We start from the raw sequence: 18,778 nt of genomic DNA on the forward strand, positions 1-18,778 counted from the left end.
CCCGGCCCCGCCCGTCGCCGCCGCGCCGGCCACCCCGACGGCCCCGGTCGCCCCGGTCGCCCCGGCCGCTGTCGGGCCGCGCGCACTGCCCACCCTCCCCGAAGGCCCCGCCGGCGCCCGGTTCGAAGCCGCGACCACCGGCCTGGCCTCCAAGCGCCCGAACTTCACCCAGCAGGCCCGCTCCACGGTGTTCCTGGACGCCGCGACCGGCGACCTCGCCGTGCGCGACCGCGTGGTGCGCCTCGACCTCGGCACCCGCACCCCGGGCGAGATCCTGGACGCCGTCCTGGCGACCGCGCCCGGCACCGAGCGCATCTACATCACCACCGGCGCGCCCTGGCACGACGGCGCCGAGCGGTACTCCACCCTCAAGGACGCCGTCGCCGCCTGGCTCAACACCCCCAGCGAGCGGTGGACCACCGCCGTCGGCTCCGGCCGCGACAAGCTCGCCGGGCACTTCGTCCACCAGCGCCAGCCCGTCGGCCGCTACGCCCCCGCCGCCGCCCCCGACAGCGGCACCACGGAGATCCGCTCGATGGGGGAGTGGTTCGACCCGGACGGCGCCGACGTCGTCACCTGCCGCCAGGCGTTCACCCTGCTGTGGCAGGCGCTGCGCCGCCACTGGGACGACGCGGTCCTGATGGGCTCCCCGTCGCAGACCGGCCGGGACCTGTGGTCGCGCACCGTCCCGACCACCGGCAAGTGGGCCGGCGGCTACCCCGTCCTGTCCGAGGAACTGCGCGGCCTGCTGCACGCCACCGGCGGCCAGGGCCGCACCGAGCTGATCCTGCCGCCCCGCGTGCCCGATCGGCTGCCCGCCCTGGTGGAGTACGACCGCACCTTCGCCTACGCCAAGCACCTGTGGAAGTCCCCGGTCGGCACCCCACGCCGCATCACCGCGCAGGCGTTCGCCGCGATGACCGAGCAGGAGCAGACCAAGGCCCTGATGTCCTGCTCCCACTGGAACGTGCGCGTGACCGTCCCGCCCGGGTGGAACCACGTCGGCCTGCTGCCCGCCCCCGTCACCGGTGACCGGGCCTGGATCTACCCCTCCGAGCCCGGCGCCACCTTCACCACCTGGGCGGGCGGCGCCGAGGTCCACCTCGCCCTGTCGAACCACATCGCACCGTGGCGGATCGAGGTCCTCGACGGCCTGCTCTTCGAAGACGGCAAGCCCCTCGACGAGTGGGGCAAGCGCCTCAAGTCGGCCTGGGCGGACCTGACCAGCCTCTCCCGCGCCCACGCCGACGAACGCCAGCGCACCGCCGCCTACCTCGCCTCCCGCGCCGTCCGGTCGGTGCTGCTGTTCGGCCTCGGCGGCTTCGCCCAGCGCCCCCGCCTGGTCTCCGGCACCACCCCCGTCGGCGAGGCCCTCCCCGCCGGGGTGGAGATCCTCGGCCAGGACGAGACGGTCGTGACCTGGCAGCGCCAGGCCGGCTTCTCCCGCGACCCGTACGCCCACCCCGAGTGGGCCGCCTACGTGTGGTCCGGAGCCCGGGCAGCGCTGCTGGACATGAAGTACCGCCAGGGCAAGGAGGTCATCGGCCACGCCGGTGCCCTCCACGCGAAGCCCGGCACCGTCGTGTACTTCGGCACCGACGGCATCGCCCTGACCGAACGCCAGCCCTGGCCCTACCGCGGCGAGCCCGGCGACTACCTCCTCAAGGGCCACCTCACCGGCCCCGTCGAGCACCCCACCACCCAGGAGCAGTACCTCACACTGCGCGGCCTGGGCCGCGCCGAACTCACGCACACGGGAGCTGACCAGTGAGCCCGGCCGACCCGGACAACCCCAACGAAGCCGCCCGCCTGACCCAGCAGCTGATCGACCATGGCTACACCAAGCGCCAGATCGCCAGGATGCTCGGCCGCGACGCCTCCCTCGTCTCCCAGTTCTTCACCAAGGGCAAAGGCGCGGCCTTCGTGAACGCGCTGCGCCAGGTCGTGCGCGCGGTGCGCGGCGGCGAACGCGACACCGAGGCGCTCGGCGCCGTCGCCCAGGAGAACGTGCAACGCCGCCGGACCCGGACCGGGCAGAAGGCCCGGGTGCGGGGCAAGGACGTCGTCGGCGCGCCCGGCGAGTCGATGGCCGGCCGCGCCGGGAAGCAGGCCATCAGGTCCGGCGCCTCCCACCTCGCGCCCGTGGTGCACGAAACCGGACGGGCCGGCGGCCGCCTCGCCTTCACGGTCCGGATGAAGGCCGACCAGTACACGATGTCGGCCGGCTCCACCGAGGACTCCCCGGGCCTGCGCCGCGGCTTCGTCCCCCGCGCCGACGGCACCGAGGAGCGCACCTACGGCTCCGCCAGCACCGGCGGCTTCGACGCCGCCGAGTGGTCCCAGCGCGTCGCCGACCACCACGGCGACGTCACCGAGGCCATGAAGGCCTGGCTGGTGGAGACCGGCCGCGCCGTCGAGGACGCCGACATCCAGTACCTCGAGGTCCGGGCCTGGGTACCGCCCCAGCAGCAGTAGGGAGTCCGGCCGGCCCCTCCCCACCCCATGACCCGGCCCCGGGGAGAGGCCGCCCGCCCCGCCCCTCCCACAGCACCGCCCGCACCGGCCCCGCCGTCTCAGCATCCGAAGGAAACGCACCGCCGTGGAGACCACCACCGCCACCGCCGCGCAGGACACGCCGCCCGGACCGCGCGCCCAGGCCCCGGTGCCGCCGCTCCCGGCGCAGCCGTCCGGCACCACCGCGGTGAACCCGCTGCCACTGCACCGGTTCCAGAAGGACGCGGTGGCGGCCGCGGTGCGCGAGGTGAAGGACGGCGGCCGCGCGACGGTCGTCGCGGCGACCGGCTCCGGCAAGACCCTGATCGCAGCCGGCTGCGCCCGCCGCCTGGCCGCGCGCGGCCGGGTGCTGGTCCTGGTCCCGACGATCGAGCTGCTGGAGCAGAGCGCCGAAGCGTGGTCGCTGCGGGGCGGGCGCCGGGGGCTGGCCGTCGCGGCGTGCTCGCGGGAGGAGGCGCTGGAGAGCGCGGAGGCCGGCGGCCGCGTCCACGCCCAGGTGAGCACGCAGGCCCCACGCATCGCCGACCTGGTCGCCCAGGAGAAGCCCGGCGAGCCGGTCACCGTGTACGCCACCTACGCGTCGCTGGAGCGGATCGTCCAGGCCCACCGCGACTTCGGCCTCCCGGCCTGGGACCTGGTCGTCATCGACGAGGCCCACCGCACCGCCGGCGCCGAGGGCAAGGCGTGGGCCGCGATCCACGCCGACGACCAGGTCCCCGCCGTCCGCCGGCTGTACTTCACCGCCACCCCGCGGATCGCGGACGACCGGCGCGCGAAGGACGGCCTGGCCGACCTCGCCGACGCCGACAGCGGCGGCGCCGAGAAACTGCCCGCCCTCTGCTCCATGGACGACGAGCAGACCTACGGCAGGACCTGCTTCACCTGGACCCTCGGACAGGGCATCGAACACGGCTACCTCGCCGACTACCGCGTCCTGGTGCCCGTCGTCACCGACGAGGACCTGCGCGACCTGCTCAACCTCCCGGCCGTCGCCGACCTGCGCTCCCAGCGCACCAACGAGGAACTCCTGCGCCTGGCCCTGCAGATCGCGGTGCTGCGCGCGGTCGCCGACCTCGGCCTGCGCCGCGTCATCACCTTCCACTCCCGGGTGTCCGCGGCGCGGGAGTTCGCCGGCACCCTGCTGGACGCCTCCCAGCTGCTGGAGGACGCGGAGCGCCCGGAGCGGATCTGGGCGAAGGCGGTGGCCGGCACCGACCGCCTGCGCGAACGCCGGGCCGCGTTCGCCGAGTTCAGGGCCCACACCGGCGAGGACGGCGAGGAGTGCGGAATCCTCTGCAACTCCCGACTCCTGACGGAAGGCATCGACGTCGCCGCCGTGGACGCCATCTGCTTCGCCGATCCCAAGTCGAGCGTGATCGACATCGTCCAGGCCGTCGGCCGGGCCCTGCGCCAGTCCTACCGCCAGGGCAAGGTCTCCTGGGTCATCATCCCCGTCTACCTCCCCACCCCGGAGGTCGGCGACGACACCGCAACCGCGCACCCGGCCGAGGTCCGCGACGCCGGAGAGGCCGTGAAAGCCGAGGCCGACACCGAGATCGAAGCCGGCTCCTTCCGCACGATCTGGCGCGTCCTGCGCGCCCTGGCGGCGCACGACGCCCGGGTCGCCGGCCGGATCACCGAACTGCGCGCCCACCGCTCCCAGGGCACCGCGCACACCACCGCAGCCACGCCGGCCGAGGGCGAGGCGGGACAGCAGCAGCCGGCGCCCGCCGAGTCGCCGATCGAGTGGCTCAAGATCAACGCCCGCCGGCACGCCGCGCAGATCCTCCAGACGGTCAAGCTGCGCGCCTTCAACCCGCGCGCGGTCGAGTGGCAGCGGATGCACGCCGTCGCCGCCGTGTTCCACCTCCGGCACGGCCACCTCGACCCCACCGACAAGCAGGCGCACGCCGAGCTGATCTCCTGGCTCACCCGCCAGCGCCACCTGTACGGCCAGGGCCTGCTCGACCCCGCCCGCGTCAGCGAGCTGGACGCGCTCGGCATGATCTGGTCGAAGAACGCCAACGCCTGGGAACGCGGGGCCGCCTACGCCGCCGCCTTCCACCACCAGCACGGCCACCTCGCGATCCCGGCGACGGCGAAGCTCGACGACTACGCCGTGGGCGCCTGGATGCGCCGCCAGCGCAAGGCCGCGGGCCTCACCGAGGACCAGGTCGCCAGGCTCGACGCGCTGGACGAGCTGTGGCGCCTGGAGCCGGACTGGAACCGCTCCTACCGCCGCCTGCTCGCCTACCTCACCGCCGGCGGCACCCTCACCGGCCCCGCCAACCGCACCGGCGGCGAGGCCGACCCCACCTTCCGCCCCGGCACCTGGCTGCGCAAACAGGCCAGGGCTCGAACCGAGGGCAAGCTGACCGACCGGCAGGCCGCCCTCCTGGACGCCCTCCACCGGCACGCCGAGACCGTCACCGGCTGACCCGTCGTCCTCCTGGTGGCGGGTCAGCCGCAGGTCCTGTCCGGGTGGTCATGGGTGATGGCGCAGATCATTGCCTGGGCCCGGCCGTTGTCGGGGTACCTGTGCTGGAGCTCGTCCTTGAACTCCTTCCACTGGCGGGCGATGTCCTTGACGGCGAGATCGTAGGCGCGGTCGAAGTTGTGGCCGACGGCCGAGCGGGGGCTGTCCTTGGTGTCCTTGTTCAGTACCCCGTCGTGGGTGACGCGGTTCGCGCAGTTGGAGACCGTCCCGGTGTGGTCGCGGTCCGGGTAGCAGCCGGTGGCCAGGTCGTGCGGGATGTGGCGGGTGGCGTCCTTGACCCAGTCGGCCCGGTTCATGGAGCTGTAGCGGGCGATGGAGAAGAACGCGGGCAGGTCGGTCCTTCCCAGTCCCGGGGGGTTCCTGGCGCCGACGGCTCCCGGGGCGGCCTGGTCGGCCCAGTTGCTGTGGGCGTAGAAGTCCTCGATCTGGTGCCAGCCGCGGCCCAGGTCCTCCAGTACCTCGCACTTCGCCCGTCCCGGTTGGTCGTTCCATGCGCAGGCAGGGGAGATGGAGGTCTGGGCGGCGATGACGTGCCCCTTCGCGTCGACCAGCCGGTCCGCGGCGGCCAGGGCCCGCTTGACGTGGTCGACGGAGCCCTCGACGCAGTCGATGATCTCGGCATCGGCCTGCGCACGGGTGCGGGGGTAGCGGCTGTCGTACCGGGGGTCGAGGTAGTCGGCGTTGTCGCAGTGGAGCTTGCCGATGCCGAAGTACTCGCCGTGGTCGTTGGCGACGATCGCGCCCGAGTTCCCGTCCGCCATCGCCGTCAGCGAGTTCGGGTGCCAGCCCCCGGGTCCCAGGGCGGCCCGGGTGACCTTCTCGTGGTTGTCCCCGCTGAAGGCCTGCGCCGGTGTCGCGGCGCCGAGGGCGACGGAACACAACAGTGCAAGGCCGGCGGCGGTGGGAGCGTACAGGCGCTGTCGCCGGGAAACGGTGGAATTCACGAGGTCTCCAGGTGTGAGATGGACGTCTTCGGCGGGCGTGCATCGGGCGTGGCGCCCCGCCCATGATAGTCATGGACATGACAGATGGTGGGCGAATTGCCACAGAACGTGCGGCCCGTGCCGAGCCGTCCGGCCCGTCGCGGTCCTCGACCGGCATGCCCCGGCCCACCGCCACGATCTGGCCGGCTGCCTCAACCGGACTCCGGCTACGGGGCCTGCTGACGCCCCGTCACCGAGGGGGCGGGTCGTGCCTGCTCGGATCAGGGGTTGTCGGTGTGCCCGACCGGGGCGGTGAGCAGCAGGAGCCGGCCGGCCGCGGCGGCCGGGCGCAGGTCGAAGGCGCTGGTGAAGGCGCCGGTGATCAGCAGCAGGGTGTGCTGGTCGCGCAGGCGGCGGTGCCATTCCCGGGTGGCGGTGATCTCGCCGTCGAACCAGATCGCACCGCCCGGGCGGTGGATGGTCAGCCGGGTGCCGGTCATGACGGCGGACCAGCCGGGCTGCGGGGCGGCCGGGAAGGTGCGGGCGGCGTCGCAGCCGGCCCAGCCGTCCTCGGGGACGGGCAGGCGTGCGGGGTGCGCGGGGAAGACCAGCACGGGGCTTCGGTCGGGCAGCAGTTCCGGCCAGGGCAGGCCGTCCAGTCCGGTGCTGCTGACGATCTCCACAAGCGGTCCCTTTCCCCCGGCTCCGGCCCGCCCATCCCGGCGCCGGACAGATCACATCATCGGCCACGTACCGCGCCAGGGGCGGCGAATCCTGAAAGATCAGCCGCAAGCGCGTCAACCAGGAGGACATGGGCCACGACAACCCTCCGCTGGTCGTCTCCGCCGTGCACTACGGCCGGAGGGTGCTGTTCATCCTCACCTCCACCCGCAAGGCCTCGGGAAAGGTGGCGGTGACGGCGGAGCCGGACGCGGTGAGGTGCCAGGCCTTCGCCCGGCCGGCCTGCGGCACGGTGACGGCGAGTTCCTGCGCGCGGCGCCGGCATCAGGGTGGTCACGCTGCGCAAGGCTGGAATCCCTGGGGCACCGAGCCGTCAACCGTGCCACCGTCATCCGCCAGGCCCTCCCCGTCGCCCCGGTGGCCTCGATCGCCATCGCGCTCCCGGGGAGCACACGGAAAGGCTGCTGGATCGGCCCACCACCCTCACCCTGGGAGTGCCTCCTGACCGGGAGCACGTGCGGGATCGTCACGGTCCTCTCCCTCATCCTGGCCTTCACCACCTGGGGCCACTGGATCCTCTTCACCCCTGCGCGCTGCGCGGCGGCGCGCCGGGAGCGGGCGGGGCGGCCACCGGGGTGTCGACGAACCGCTGGGAGCCGTCCCAGGTCGAGCACCCGTAGGCCCGGTCGTCCTCCGGCGAGACCGGCACCGGCCCGGTTCCCGTGCCGCTCGCCGCCCACGGGATCGCGGTCGCCGGGAGCGCCGCACACGTGTGGGTGATGTCGCTCGACGACCCGGCCACGGAGTTCGATGGTGGGGCCGATGAGGCGGGCTTCGCGGTCCCGACGCAGTCGTGTGGCCCCGCCCCCATCGGGAGCGGGGCGGGGCCGCGGGTGCTCACCGGGTGCTCACCACGTCGTCGGCAGGTGCGAGTAGCAGTAGCCGTTGGCGGTGCCGTTGTAGTAGGAGTCCCCGTAGTAGAACAGGTAGTTGCCCGTCTGGGGTCCCACGATGCCGTCCTGCTGCAGGCCCCAGTTGGCCTGGAAGGTCTTCACGGCAGCCTGGGTGGCCGGTCCGAACTGGCCGTCCTCCGACAGGCCGAGGTGGAGGATGTCGTTGATGTCGTGCTGCACGCACCAGACACCCGCCCCGCTCGACCCGAGGCTGAGGGACGGCGCCGACGTCGAGGCGCTGGCCGTTCCCAGAGTGGCCGCAGTCACAAGTGCGGCCACGCCGGCCAGCGCGCCAAGGCGGGCAAGGTTTCGCTTGAGCATGGCAACCTTCGCTCTCGATGAGATGGAAATCTGTCAGTTCCCGGCTCTGCAGCGGGTCGCCCGGAGCCGTTGCGGGGCCGTTGGGGTCTCTCGCTGCCGATGACGATGCGTCACCTCGCCTCCTGGGCCAAGGGATTCGTCTCTCGACGAATCCCTTGCCGCGGCTGCCCGACGGGGTCCAGGATCAGCAGGTGTTGAGGATCCGTTTCACCGACCGGGATCTGGCGCTCACCCGGGTCGCGCCGGCCGCCGACATGTCCGCGGAACTGTCGTTGAGTCTCCACCTGCTGGCGACCCGCCGGCCGGAGAGCAGGCTCGGGAAGTGGCACGAGCAACTCGGGCGGCGCTGGAAGCCGCGTTCGGCCATGCTGTTCGACCTGTTCGCGGCGACCGACCTTCCGGAATTCCTGATCGCGCGGCCAGAGGGCCGGGACACGGCCGAGGCCACGGCGGACGGGATGGACCGGGACGGTCGCGGCTATCTGCGAGGGCTGGGCCGCCTGCGCCGGCTGACACCGTTCGCCAGGGATCTGGCGAACGGTGACCACCGGTCGCGTGTGCTGCTCGGCGACCTCACGGCGGAGTACCAGTCGGCGGCAATCACGCCGTACTGGGAGCAGATCGACGCTGTGGTGGCCGCGGAGCACCAGTACCGGACGAGGCAGCTGGCCACCGGGGGCCTGAACGCGGTACTGGCCACACTGCACCCGGCCGCCCGGTGGAAGCCACCTGTCCTGAGCCTGCCGATGTCGTCGCCCTGCGTGACCGAGCTTCCCCTGGCGGGTCGCGGCCTGGTGCTTCAGCCGGCCGTCTTCGCGTCCGGCCGCCTGGTGATCGCCGGCTTCGAGCGTCCGGAAGACCCGCCCGTGCTCATCTACCCCCTGCCGGCCGACCGGCTGCTGCTCACGGATGACCGGGTCGGCCCGCCACCGGCGCTGACCGCATTGCTGGGCCGGACCCGGGCCGTCGCGCTCGACACCCTGGCCACGGGCGGCCCGCTCAGCACCAGCGACCTGGCCGCCGCGCTCGGCATCGCCCCGGCCACTGCCAGCCAGCACGCCAGCATCCTGGCCGACGCCGGCCTCACCACCAAACAGCGACAAGGCGGCACAGTGCTGCACCACATCACACTGCTGGGCGAAGTCCTCCTGCAAGGCGGAGTGGAACATGCCGCGCAGAGCGCAACGCGGACGCTGCAGGCGGAGACGAACTGACGGAGATCCTCGCGCACTACCCCGACAACGAGATCGTCTGGGCGCACACGGGGCGCTCCAAGGAACTGGCCCACATTCCGGCACGTGCCCGTCGGCATCGGCAGCTGCTCTCGCTCCTAGGAGGCTGCGCGGATCGGCGCGGTGGGGTTCCCGGTAGTGAGGCGGGCACAGGCCTCCGTGATCACTGGGAGACCTGTGCCCGTTCTTCCAGCACGGCTGACCGAGCCGCCGTGGGATCGACGCGCGGCGCCGCCGCCCCGAGCGCCCCGCGGCCGCTGCGGCCCACCCGCTGGGGAGCGCCGTGGAATCAGCAGCCGATCTTGCCGAGCTCGGCGAGATCGTCGTCGGAGAGCGGGAGTCCCGCGCCGGCGACGTTTTCGCGCAGGTGCGCCACCGACGAGGTGCCAGGGATCAGCAGGATGTTCGGCGAGCGCCGCAGCAGCCAGGCCAGGGCGACCGACATCGGCGTCGCGTCCAGCCGGGAGGCTACGGCCGTGAGCGCCGAGGACTGCAGCGGGGTGAAGCCGCCGAGGGGGAAGAAGGGCACGTAGGCGATGCCATGCTCGGCGAGTTCGTCGATGAGCTCGTCGTCGTGGCGGTGGGCGAGGTTGTACATGTTCTGCACGCACACGATCGGCGCGATCGAGCGTGCCTCGGCGACCTGTTCCGCTGTCGCGTTGCTCACGCCGAGGTGCCGGATCAATCCCTGCCGCTGGAGGTCGACGAGCGTCCCGAACGCCTCCGCGAGCGAACCCGGCACGGGTCCCTGGGCGTCACCGAGCCGGAGGTTGACCACGTCCAGCGTGTCGAGGCGGAGGGCCTCCAGATTGTCGATGACGGCCCGGCGCAGCTCGTCGGGCCTGCGTGCCGGGGGCCAGCCTCCCTCCTGGTCGCGGGTCGCGCCGACCTTGGTCACGATGTGCAGCGAGTCGGAGTACGGGTGCAGCGCTTCGCGGATCAGCTGGTTGGTGACGTGCGGCCCGTAGGCGTCGGCGGTGTCGATGTGGGTGATACCGAGGCCGACGGCCTCGCGCAGGACGGCGAGTGCGCCGTCGTGGTCGGCGGGCGGACCCATGACCCAGGGGCCGGCGAGCTGCATGGCGCCGTAGCCGAACCGGGTGACGGTCAGGTCGCCCAGGGCCCAGGTGCCGCCGGGAAGCGGGGCGGAGGAGGTGCGCATGGTGTGCCTTTCGCATCGGGCAGAGGATGGTGGTGTTCTCGGCGCCTTGCACCACTATTGGTGCGTAGCTCCTCATCAGGAAGTAGGCACTTCGCAGTGCGTAAGGCACCCGCGGGTCAGGAGAACGGTCCATGGCGACGATGACGGCGGCTCAGCAAAGGGCACAGGCCAAGGCCGGGTGGGTTGTGACGGTTGGTGGGCTGTTTCCCGGGCAGCTCCCTGGCCTGATTCCGGGGGTGGTGCGGGGGCCGGGTCGGTGACAGCTCTTGCATCTTCGACGCCCCGCCCCGGCACGGGGCGGCAGGGCCCTAGGGAGGCCTGCCCGGGGAGGCCGCCGAACGGGTGGGTGGTGGAGGCCCCGGCAGGGGCCCCCGGCCCCGGGGGAGACGCTTCTTCTGGGGATTTACGCCATATCATCTGCGAATCTGCGGTTTGTTGTCACTTGGGAATCAGCTGATGTCACTGGCCCTTGTTGGTGATGGCGTGTGGGGGCGGGGGAGTCGTGGGTGTCACCGGGGCGCGGATGTGTGGTGACATCAGGGGACGTCGCCCGGTGACATCATGATGCAGATCCCTATGCCAACCGCCGGCGTGCAGAGCCCGGCTCCGGATGTCGGGTGTCCGGTGTTCAATACCGGGGTGGTGGACTGGGAGCGCGTAGGCGACAGCGGTTTCGAGGTCGATCGCGTCCCGGCACTTGTGGCGCGGCTGGAGCGCTGGGACGACGCGGATGCGGGGCAGGAGCTGGGTTGGCGGCTCGTCCTCGAGGGCGACCTGGTCTTTCCGGCAGGCTTCGCTGCCCTGCCGCGGCTGGTGAGCCTCGCGCCGTGTAGCGCGCACGCGCGCGCCGTGGCGGGGCGGATCCTCGAGCGCGCGGCTGCGTACCACGGCTGCGACGACCTGCTGGCGGACTGCGCGGGCACGATCGCGGAGTTCGGCGAGGTGCTGGACCGGCACCTGCGGTCGCGGCCGGCTGACTACCTTGTTTCCTTCCGCGCTCTGCTCGCCGTCGCGCAGGAGTATCACTGGGTGAACGTCCTGGAGGGCTTCGCGGACGACATCTACGAGCTGGAGTGCCCGCACTGCGGTGCGGGGATGAAGATCGCCGTCGGCCGGTTCGGGTGCTACTCGCAGGTGTGGGACGGTGACGAGGAGCTGCGACGGGAACTGCGACCGGCCGTTGCCGAAGAGCTCACCGGGACCGGCCGGTGGATGCACCGGATCGCGGTCCGCGACGGGCAGGAGGCGCTCGCCGACGGGATCGCCCACCTCTTCGGCGACGCGCAATGCCCGGTGTGCGCCAGCGTCTTCAACATCGCGGACGAGTACACCCACGCCAACCGTCCGGCCGCATCCATCGATCGGTTCCCCCCTCGGCCCAGAACACCGGAGCGCGCGCTTCCCCCAGCCACCCGGCAGGCACTGTCGGTACGGGGCCCTACGCTGCGCCGGGAACGAAGCCGAGCAGACAGGGACCGCGATGGCGTTGACGTTGGATGAGGCGGTGGAGCAGCTCGGCCACCGGCTTTCGCCGAAGCGGCGTTCCGCCGCGACACGGCTGCGCCGGCTTGCCGATCCCGTAGCGGGGCCGCCGCTCCTGGACGCCCTTGAGCGGGAGGTGCGCGACCCCCGTACGTGGGAGACCCAGTACCAGATGGTCATGGCACTGGGGATGTGCGGGCACCGTCCCGCGCTCGGCCTGCTCCGGGACCTTGCCCAGCGCCCGTTCGAGGCGACCATGGTGTACACCGCGCTCGGCGACGCCATCATGCGGCTGAGTGCTCCCGAAGCCACAGCCGATTCCCTGCGCTGGTGCCTGGACAGCGGCACACCGATGCTCGCCGACGGCGCCCTGCGCGCTGTCGCCATGCAGCGGCTGCGCCCGGACACAACCACGATCGACCACGTTCTCGATCTCCTCGGCCCCCTGGGCCCCCACGATGGCCTTCGGTTCTGGGCCGCGGCCGCCGCAGCGGGATGGCCGGGCCCCCGGGTTCAAGAGTTCCTCCGGGATTGCGCAGCCGGCCCTCGAACCGACGTGGCCAGCGCCGCTGCCTCGTCTTTGCGCGGCAAGTACCAGACCTGCACGCCCTTGTAGCCGGGCTGGTCACTGCGGCCGACCGCGTCCTGGCGGACCCGTCACGCGCTGGGAGGACTGCGGCATCTGGACGACGGACGGCCCAGTAGCGCTCATGGACTCGGTAAACGACGGTGCCGACCTGGGCGTCGAGTACTCGGGACGCTACCTGCCCGGTCAAGCCCCCCGTTGCCTTGCCCGCCGGGAGCTGGAGGGTCCGGTGCCGCTCGTACCACGCAGACGGCGGAGGCCTGGTTGCTGAACGGCGGACGCCGGGGCCTGGCGGTGGCGGCCTGCTCCCGTGAGGAGGCGCTGGAGAGCGCGGAGGCGGGTGGCCGGATCCGGGCGCAGGTGTCGACGCAGGCCGCGCGGATCGCCGACCTGGTCGCCTCCGCCAGGCCCGGCGAGCCGGTCACCGTGTACGCGACCTACGCGTCCCTGGAGCGGATCGTCCAGGCTCACCAGCTGCACGGCCTGCCCGCGTGGGACCTGGTCGTCGTGGATGAGGCGCACCGCACCGCCGGCAATCGCCGGCTGGTCGTCGAGGGCCGTGTCCGCCCCTGGAGGAGCTCGTCCTGCAGGCCATCCTCGCCCGGTTGGAGCACCGGCGACGACGCTGACCTGACACCGCCGGCCCGCATGCGGTGGAGGGGAGGACAGCGGTTGCCGGAGCCAATGAGGTCAGGACGGGAGGGGAATGAACAGGAGGATGCCGTGGGCGGTGGAGGCGGTGTAGCAGGCGGTGCCGGCGAATGTGGCGGTGTAGAAGGGGGTGGCGACGGTGAAGACGGGGACGATGGCGTTGTGGATGGTGGCGGTGCCGCTGGCATCGGTGACGGCGGTACCGAGGTTGACCGGGCCGAAGAGCGTGATGGCGGTGAAGGTCACCGGCTGACCAGCCACCGGCATCCCCGAGGTGGTCGTCAGGGTGGCACTGAGGGTGGGGATGTAGAACTCCGGCAGCGGGGTCAGCCGGAGCCGGATCGTGCTTGGTTGCGCGGTCAGCGTTGTGGGATTGGGTGTCACGGTGACGGGAGTGCTGGCGGTGGAGCCGGTGAAGCAGCTGTCACCGCTGTAGGCGGCGGTGAGGGTGCCGGTGGTCAGGGCGGTGGTGGTGAAGCAGGCCTGCCCCACGCCGTTCACGGGGATCATCTGGCTCTGGCCGTTGGGGAGGGTGAAGGTGACCGTGCCCATCGGCACTGAGGTGGTGCCTGGTGCCGGGGTGATGGTGGCGCACACGGTCACGCTCTGCCCACAGCTGGAGGGGTTCGGCGTCACCGACAGTGTCGGCGTTGTGGGGTTGGGGCTCACGGTGACGGGGGTGGGGTTGCCGTTCACGGTCGCGGTGAACGTACCGGCGGTGTAGGTGTGGGTGGTCTGCCCGCTCCCGGTGGCGTCCAGGGCGGCGGTGACCGTGGGGCTGGCGTCCCCGAAGTTCACCACCGCTGTCCCGTTCGGAGTTCCCCCGGAAATGCTGAATGTCACCGCTTGCCCGCACCTCGGCGACGCCGGTGAGGTCGTCACCGTCAACGGCGAGATCTCCGTCACGTTCGCCGAATTGGCGTTGGTGACGTAGACGTTGCTGTTCGCCGCCGCCGCCACCGAGAACGGGAACGCGCCGACGGGGACGGTGGCCACGACGGTGTTCGTGGCACTGCTGATCACCGTCACGTTGTTCGAATTGGAGTTGCCGACGTAGACGTTGCCGTTCGGCGCCACCGCCACCCCGAACGGGCCGGCGCCGGTGCCGACGGTGGCCAGGACGGTATTCGTAGTGCTGCTGATCACCGTCACGTTGTTCGAAACGGTGTTGGTGACGTAGAGGTTGCCGTTCGGCGCCACCGCGATCACCCCCGGGACAATGCCGGCGGGGACGGTGGCCAGGACGGTGTTCGTGGCACTGTCGATCACCGTCACGTTGTTCGAGGTCTGGTTGGCGATGTAGACGTTGCCGTTTGGCGCCACCGCCGCGAAGCCCGGGAAACCACCGGAGGGGAGGGTGGTCAGGACGGTGTTCGTGGCACTGCTGATCACCGTCACGGTGTTGTCATTCCGGTTGGCGACGTAGACGTTGCCGTTCGGCGCCACCGCCACCGCGTCCGGGACCGCGCCCACGGGGACGGTGGCCAGGACGGTGTTCGAGACGCTGCTGATCACCGTCACGTTGTTCGAAGTGGAGTTGGCGACGTAGACGTTGCCGTTCGGCGCCACCGCCACCGCGAACGGGCCCCCGCCGACGGCGACGGTGGTCAGGACGGTGTTCGTGGCACTGTCGATCACCGTCACGTTGCTCGAGCTCTGGTTGGTGACGTAGACGTTGCCGTTCGGCGCCACCGCGATCATCGCCGGGTTCGAGCCGACGGGGACGGTGGCCAGGACGGCGTTCGAGACGCTGCTGATCACCGTCACGTTGTTCGAATTGTTGTTGCCGACGTAGACGTTGCCGTTCGGCGCCACCGCCACCGCGAGCGGGCTCGTGCCCGCCGGGATCGTCACCGTGGAGAACGCCGCACTCAACAGCGGCGCCACAGGCCCCCGTACAGCGGGCACCTGGGATCCACCCGCCGGTACAACCGGCCGAACCCCGCAGACTATCGCCGGAGCTCCCGACCAACCCGTGTTCGGCTCCATGGCAAACCTCTCTGGGCTGAGAGGGCCACCCAAGAAATCCCACCGGGGCCCGCGCCGCACGGCGCCGGTATACGCGAACCGGATCACCGCTTGCACACCGGGACAGAGAGAAGGACCCGCCTACGCATACCACGCACACAGGGGTTGCCTCTATCCCCGGAGAGATGGGCAACCCACCGGAAAAACGGTCACCACTATTAACCCGAAATAGGCAATACGACACCAGCCCTTGACGCGATTTCACCCAATCGGACCAATCCACCACCCAACCGATCACGCCGCACCAGGAAGCCGCCGACTGATGCCGACAGGCCCCCGGCGCCGAGGTTCACGCCACCGCCTGGGCGCGCGCCGCCACCGCGAGGACCTCTTCGAGTACGGCTTGGAGGGCTGCAGCCGGGGGACTGGCCAGCACCGCGCTCTCCAGCGGATCGAGTCGGCTTCCGAACCGATCGGGAGCCCGCGCGCTGCCAGCCGCCTCCAGCAACGCCGAGCGGTACCGCGCCTGACGAGCGAGGGCGTAGGTTGATGGCGCCGCCGTCGCCGACGCCCTTGTTACCTCGCGCGTCGAAATCCCGGCCACCGGTGAGACCGGCCACCACGAGCTCCTGGAACTCGCCACCGCCGTACAGCGCAGCACCGCCCGCTTCCTGGAACACCTGGAACAGGCCCGCCGCGGCGAGGGCGACGACCCGCGCTGCAACCAGGCCCTCGCACTCCTGGAGACCAGCCTCACCGGCGCCACACAGCGCATCCTGCGCAAAGCCCACGTGCTGCGCTACGAGATGACCTCCGCCCGGCTGCGCAGCGAGCGGGCCCGTGCCCAGGCGCCCGCCCCGGAGCCTGCCGCCGCCCGCCTTGATTCCCCGCGCGTCGAAACAAACGGCGCCGGCCCGGCCGCCGCCCGCTCCACCGTTTCCCCGCGCGTCGAAACAGACCAGGCCGCGTCCGTCGCGCAGCAGCCGCAACCGGTCGACACCCTGCCGCAGGAACTGCAGCTGGCCTTGGCGTCTGAGCGCACCTCCTCCTCGCCGCTCGCCCGCGGCCTGGGGGCCCCGAACTCCACCTGGAGCATCGAGGGGAGCGACCTGGCGGTGGAGGGCTGGGACAGCACGTCGGACCTGTTCGCCGTCCGCGACCCGAACCGCCGGCTGCTCGGCTGGGTCGAGGCGCTCGGCGACGGCCGGGGCACCTACATCCAGGGCCGCCTGATCATCGACGCCACCGACGGCGATCCCTGGCTCTCCACCGACGCGCTCCACGCCGTCGCCCTGCTCCGTGCCGCCCGCAACCAGCAGCTGACCTGACCCGCAGCGCCGCGTTTTGTGAGTGGTCTCGTGGGGTGCCTTGTGAGTGGTCTTGTGAGTGCATGGTGATCCGGCCCGGCACGGCATCACCGCATGTCGGGGGCTGTTTTGGGTGGGCCGGAAGTGCCGACAACCCTTCTCCTGTCCTTGTCTTGGTGGAGGTAGGTCGGTTCGGTTCGGGGTTCGCGCCTGCGGCGGGCCGGTGGTTCTTCGGCGCGTCCGGCGAAGCCGTCCGCGCCGACCAGCCGGCCCACGGCGGTCCCGGTACCGCGCCGGTTCCACGTAGACACCACCGCAGGTGCCACCGTAGGCGGCACCGACGGCACCACCGCAGGTACCACCGTACGTACCCCGCCGCTCCCGGCCGCGTCCGCGCGTTTCCGCAGCTCAGCGGCCATTTTTGGACGGCCGGAAAATACGACGACCCCTTCTGTCCATCCCTTTCCCGGCTTGCTGGTAGGTGGTGGGGCGGTGGTGGGTGACGGTCCGGCCGGCAGGGGTCTGACCCTGCGGGGCCGTAATGGTTGGTGAGCGCCCGGCGAACGCCGGACGCCCCCGGGCCCCGTGGGGCCGGATCGGCGGCGATCCTTCGCCAGGCCCTCCCCCGGTCCGGTTGGACTGTCGACGTCGACCGGATCCGGCACCGCCCCCCGGCCCGATCGATGCCCCACAAGCGGCCCCTGACGGCGACCGCCGTGCCCTGACGCGCCGTCCGGCCCAAGGGCGGTCCGGCCTCCACGCGGCCCGGGAACGGCCCTTCCCGGGCCTCCCGATGCAGCTCCTGATGTAGCTCCTGATGCCAGCACCCCCGGCCCGGGCGCGGGGTGGCATCTGCGCAGCTCACAGGGCCAACCAAGGTGGCCGGTAATACCGACATCCCTCTCTGCGCGCCCCTGTCCTCCTGGTGGTGGGGGTGGGGGTGGGGGTGCGCCGTCGGGTTGTGGTGGGGCCTGCGGCGCTTGTTGGTGGGCCCTGCCTGGCGGCCTGGCTTGACCGGCTGCGGCGCTGACGCCGAGCCGGGGGTGCCGACCTTCGGTCCTTCGGCGTGGTCGAGGCGGTCAGCCGCTTCCCGGGTGCGGACGGCGTCGGGTGTGGTCTGTCCGCATCCCTGATTCCACCATTCGGCTGCCCGCTGAATGGGTGACGTAGCGTCAGACTCTTCACCTATGGTCATGAAGAGCATGCGTTGAGTGATCAAGGAAAGGTGTAGAGGTGAAGGGTGACGCTGTTCTCGTTGAGTTGTGTGAGCGGTTGCCTGTCCTGGCCGGTGAGTACGGCCTGCACATGGTCCCGGCCGTACCGGAGGACCACCCAGGTCGCGCGGAGGTGGACGGCGAGGCGATGACGGTGGACGAGTTCTGTGGCCTCGCCCGTGCGGCCGGCGCCCGGGTGCTGTTCCACCGCACGACCGCCTTCGACGCCGATGCCTTCCTGGCCGGCGCCTTCCCCGAGGACGACGACGACCCTGACGCCCTGTCGGAGGCCGAGACCGCCAGCGTGAAGGCGGTCGAACGGGTACGGCGTCGAGCCAGGCGCCACGACGGCCAGATCGTGGACGTGCAGCTGTGCGTCGTCCTGGACGGCGTCGCCGTGTTCTGGTCACGCCTTGCCTCATGGGCGGCGGCCCTCGCGGACGACGCCGAGAAGGCCCAGGACGAGAAGAACGACATGGTCGAGCAGATCCGTACGAGCCGAGCGAGGGACGAGCAGGCGGAGGTCACGCGAATCTCGCGACTACTGCAGGACGATCCGACCTTCCGCGAGGCCAAGGATCCCCAGGCCCGACGCCGCGCAGCCGATCGGCTGGTGCCACGTCCGGACGAAATGGACTTCGAGGCGCGCCGGATTCGAACGCGCGCGATCCAGGAGGCGATCAGCGCCATCGAAGAAGCCGCGGACGCCATCTTCAGTGAGTACATGACCCAGTTGCCCGAACTCGCCGACGAACTGGTCGCCAGCGGTGCTCTTGACGGGGCCCGTACGATCCCGGCCCGAAAGGTCCACCTCAAGGAGTTCCTCCGCAAGCGCTCCGGAGGCCACACCCCGCCAGTCGACCTGATCACCCTGATGATGGAGCTGCCCCAGCTGCGCAACCCCTCCAGCGCCGCTGTTCTCCCCGCTGCTCGGCAACCAAACGAGACGCTCTTCCCCATGGAACAGGGCTGACCGGTCTGCAGTGACGGCCGCCGGGCGTCGGTTGCCTGGGCAGGGTGCTGAAGGGTTGCCCAGACGGTGTGCTGGACGGTGTGACCGGAGGTTGTACCGGAGGTAGCGGCCCCCGTCCGGCGCCGCCCCTGTTTCCCCAGGCCGGACCGCCCGGGCAAGCCGGTTGGGACCGGCGACACCGTCGCCCGTCCTCGGACGGGCCGGGCCGTTCCTCGCCGTCAAGGGCGCGTGCGAGGGGGTAGGCGGCTGGCGAGGTGTTGCCGGTCTACCCCTGCCCGAAGCTCCGCTTTTGCTCAAATCGCTTTTCTCCCCGC

General features: G+C 71.6%; 14 protein-coding genes. 8 read left to right on the forward strand and 6 right to left on the reverse strand.

The window, feature by feature from the left end:
- From HS99_RS32995 to HS99_RS33005, 3 genes are all read left to right on the forward strand, one after another.
- Positions 1 to 1,771, forward strand: a 1,771-nt coding sequence (locus HS99_RS32995; protein WP_063737978.1) for a hypothetical protein, incomplete at its 5' end; no start/stop codon positions are given.
- Entirely contained in the window at positions 1,768 to 2,475 is a 708-nt protein-coding gene (locus tag HS99_RS42870) for a hypothetical protein (RefSeq protein WP_030290185.1), read from the forward strand. The genes HS99_RS32995 and HS99_RS42870, both read left to right, overlap by 4 nt.
- A 124-nt stretch (positions 2,476 to 2,599) precedes the next feature.
- Positions 2,600 to 4,951: a DEAD/DEAH box helicase gene (locus HS99_RS33005; RefSeq protein WP_051835690.1), complete on the forward strand. Its 2,352-nt coding sequence runs from the start codon at positions 2,600 to 2,602 to the stop codon at positions 4,949 to 4,951.
- Between the two features lie 23 nt (positions 4,952 to 4,974).
- Here the strand turns inward: HS99_RS33005 and HS99_RS33010 are convergent, their stop codons facing one another.
- The 4 genes from HS99_RS33010 to HS99_RS45980 all read right to left on the reverse strand — a co-directional run bounded on the left by HS99_RS33010 (position 4,975) and on the right by HS99_RS45980 (position 7,748).
- Positions 4,975 to 5,955, reverse strand: a complete 981-nt coding sequence (locus HS99_RS33010) for a hypothetical protein (RefSeq protein WP_030290183.1) — start codon at positions 5,953 to 5,955, stop codon at positions 4,975 to 4,977.
- A gap of 260 nt (positions 5,956 to 6,215) precedes the next feature.
- Positions 6,216 to 6,617, reverse strand: a complete 402-nt coding sequence (locus HS99_RS33015; protein WP_030290182.1) for a hypothetical protein — start codon at positions 6,615 to 6,617, stop codon at positions 6,216 to 6,218.
- Between the two features lie 578 nt (positions 6,618 to 7,195).
- Positions 7,196 to 7,417 carry a hypothetical protein gene (locus HS99_RS47260; RefSeq protein WP_030558293.1) on the reverse strand — a complete coding sequence of 74 codons (222 nt, stop codon included), beginning with the start codon at positions 7,415 to 7,417 and terminating at the stop codon, positions 7,196 to 7,198.
- A gap of 106 nt (positions 7,418 to 7,523) precedes the next feature.
- Complete coding sequence (locus HS99_RS45980) at positions 7,524 to 7,748, reverse strand: peptidoglycan-binding domain-containing protein (protein WP_050366278.1); 225 nt, start codon at positions 7,746 to 7,748, stop codon at positions 7,524 to 7,526.
- A gap of 332 nt (positions 7,749 to 8,080) precedes the next feature.
- Between HS99_RS45980 and HS99_RS33030 the strand changes: the two genes are divergently transcribed.
- Positions 8,081 to 9,103 carry a helix-turn-helix domain-containing protein gene (locus HS99_RS33030; protein WP_072656168.1) on the forward strand — a complete coding sequence of 341 codons (1,023 nt, stop codon included), beginning with the start codon at positions 8,081 to 8,083 and terminating at the stop codon, positions 9,101 to 9,103.
- Positions 9,104 to 9,410: 307 nt separating this feature from the next.
- Here HS99_RS33030 and HS99_RS33035 read toward each other — a convergent pair whose 3' ends face one another.
- Positions 9,411 to 10,283 carry an aldo/keto reductase family oxidoreductase gene (locus HS99_RS33035; protein ID WP_046387203.1) on the reverse strand — a complete coding sequence of 291 codons (873 nt, stop codon included), beginning with the start codon at positions 10,281 to 10,283 and terminating at the stop codon, positions 9,411 to 9,413.
- Between the two features lie 561 nt (positions 10,284 to 10,844).
- Here HS99_RS33035 and HS99_RS44305 point away from each other — a divergent pair.
- Both HS99_RS44305 and HS99_RS33040 read left to right on the forward strand, forming a co-directional pair.
- Complete coding sequence (locus tag HS99_RS44305; RefSeq protein WP_141763864.1) at positions 10,845 to 11,783, forward strand: hypothetical protein; 939 nt, start codon at positions 10,845 to 10,847, stop codon at positions 11,781 to 11,783.
- Complete coding sequence (locus HS99_RS33040) at positions 11,764 to 12,381, forward strand: hypothetical protein (protein ID WP_063737980.1); 618 nt, start codon at positions 11,764 to 11,766, stop codon at positions 12,379 to 12,381. The genes HS99_RS44305 and HS99_RS33040 overlap by 20 nt, the downstream gene beginning before the upstream one ends.
- Positions 12,382 to 13,041: 660 nt before the next feature.
- On the opposite strand, the gene HS99_RS33045 is transcribed toward HS99_RS33040, so the two are convergent.
- Positions 13,042 to 14,877, reverse strand: a complete 1,836-nt coding sequence (locus HS99_RS33045; protein ID WP_232790733.1) for a virginiamycin B lyase family protein — start codon at positions 14,875 to 14,877, stop codon at positions 13,042 to 13,044.
- Positions 14,878 to 15,761: 884 nt separating this feature from the next.
- On the opposite strand from HS99_RS33045, the gene HS99_RS33055 reads away from it, so the two are divergent.
- Together HS99_RS33055 and HS99_RS33060 are read left to right on the forward strand one after the other, a co-directional pair.
- Positions 15,762 to 16,298, forward strand: coding sequence for a hypothetical protein (locus tag HS99_RS33055; RefSeq protein WP_030558209.1), 537 nt, complete (start codon positions 15,762 to 15,764; stop codon positions 16,296 to 16,298).
- Positions 16,299 to 17,510: 1,212 nt separating this feature from the next.
- Positions 17,511 to 18,464 carry a hypothetical protein gene (locus HS99_RS33060; RefSeq protein ID WP_030558208.1) on the forward strand — a complete coding sequence of 318 codons (954 nt, stop codon included), beginning with the start codon at positions 17,511 to 17,513 and terminating at the stop codon, positions 18,462 to 18,464.
- The last annotated feature ends 314 nt before the right edge of the window (positions 18,465 to 18,778 follow it).

Origin of the sequence: Kitasatospora aureofaciens, from assembly GCF_001188955.3 — a bacterium.
In the GTDB taxonomy this organism is placed as follows: domain Bacteria; phylum Actinomycetota; class Actinomycetes; order Streptomycetales; family Streptomycetaceae; genus Kitasatospora; species Kitasatospora aureofaciens.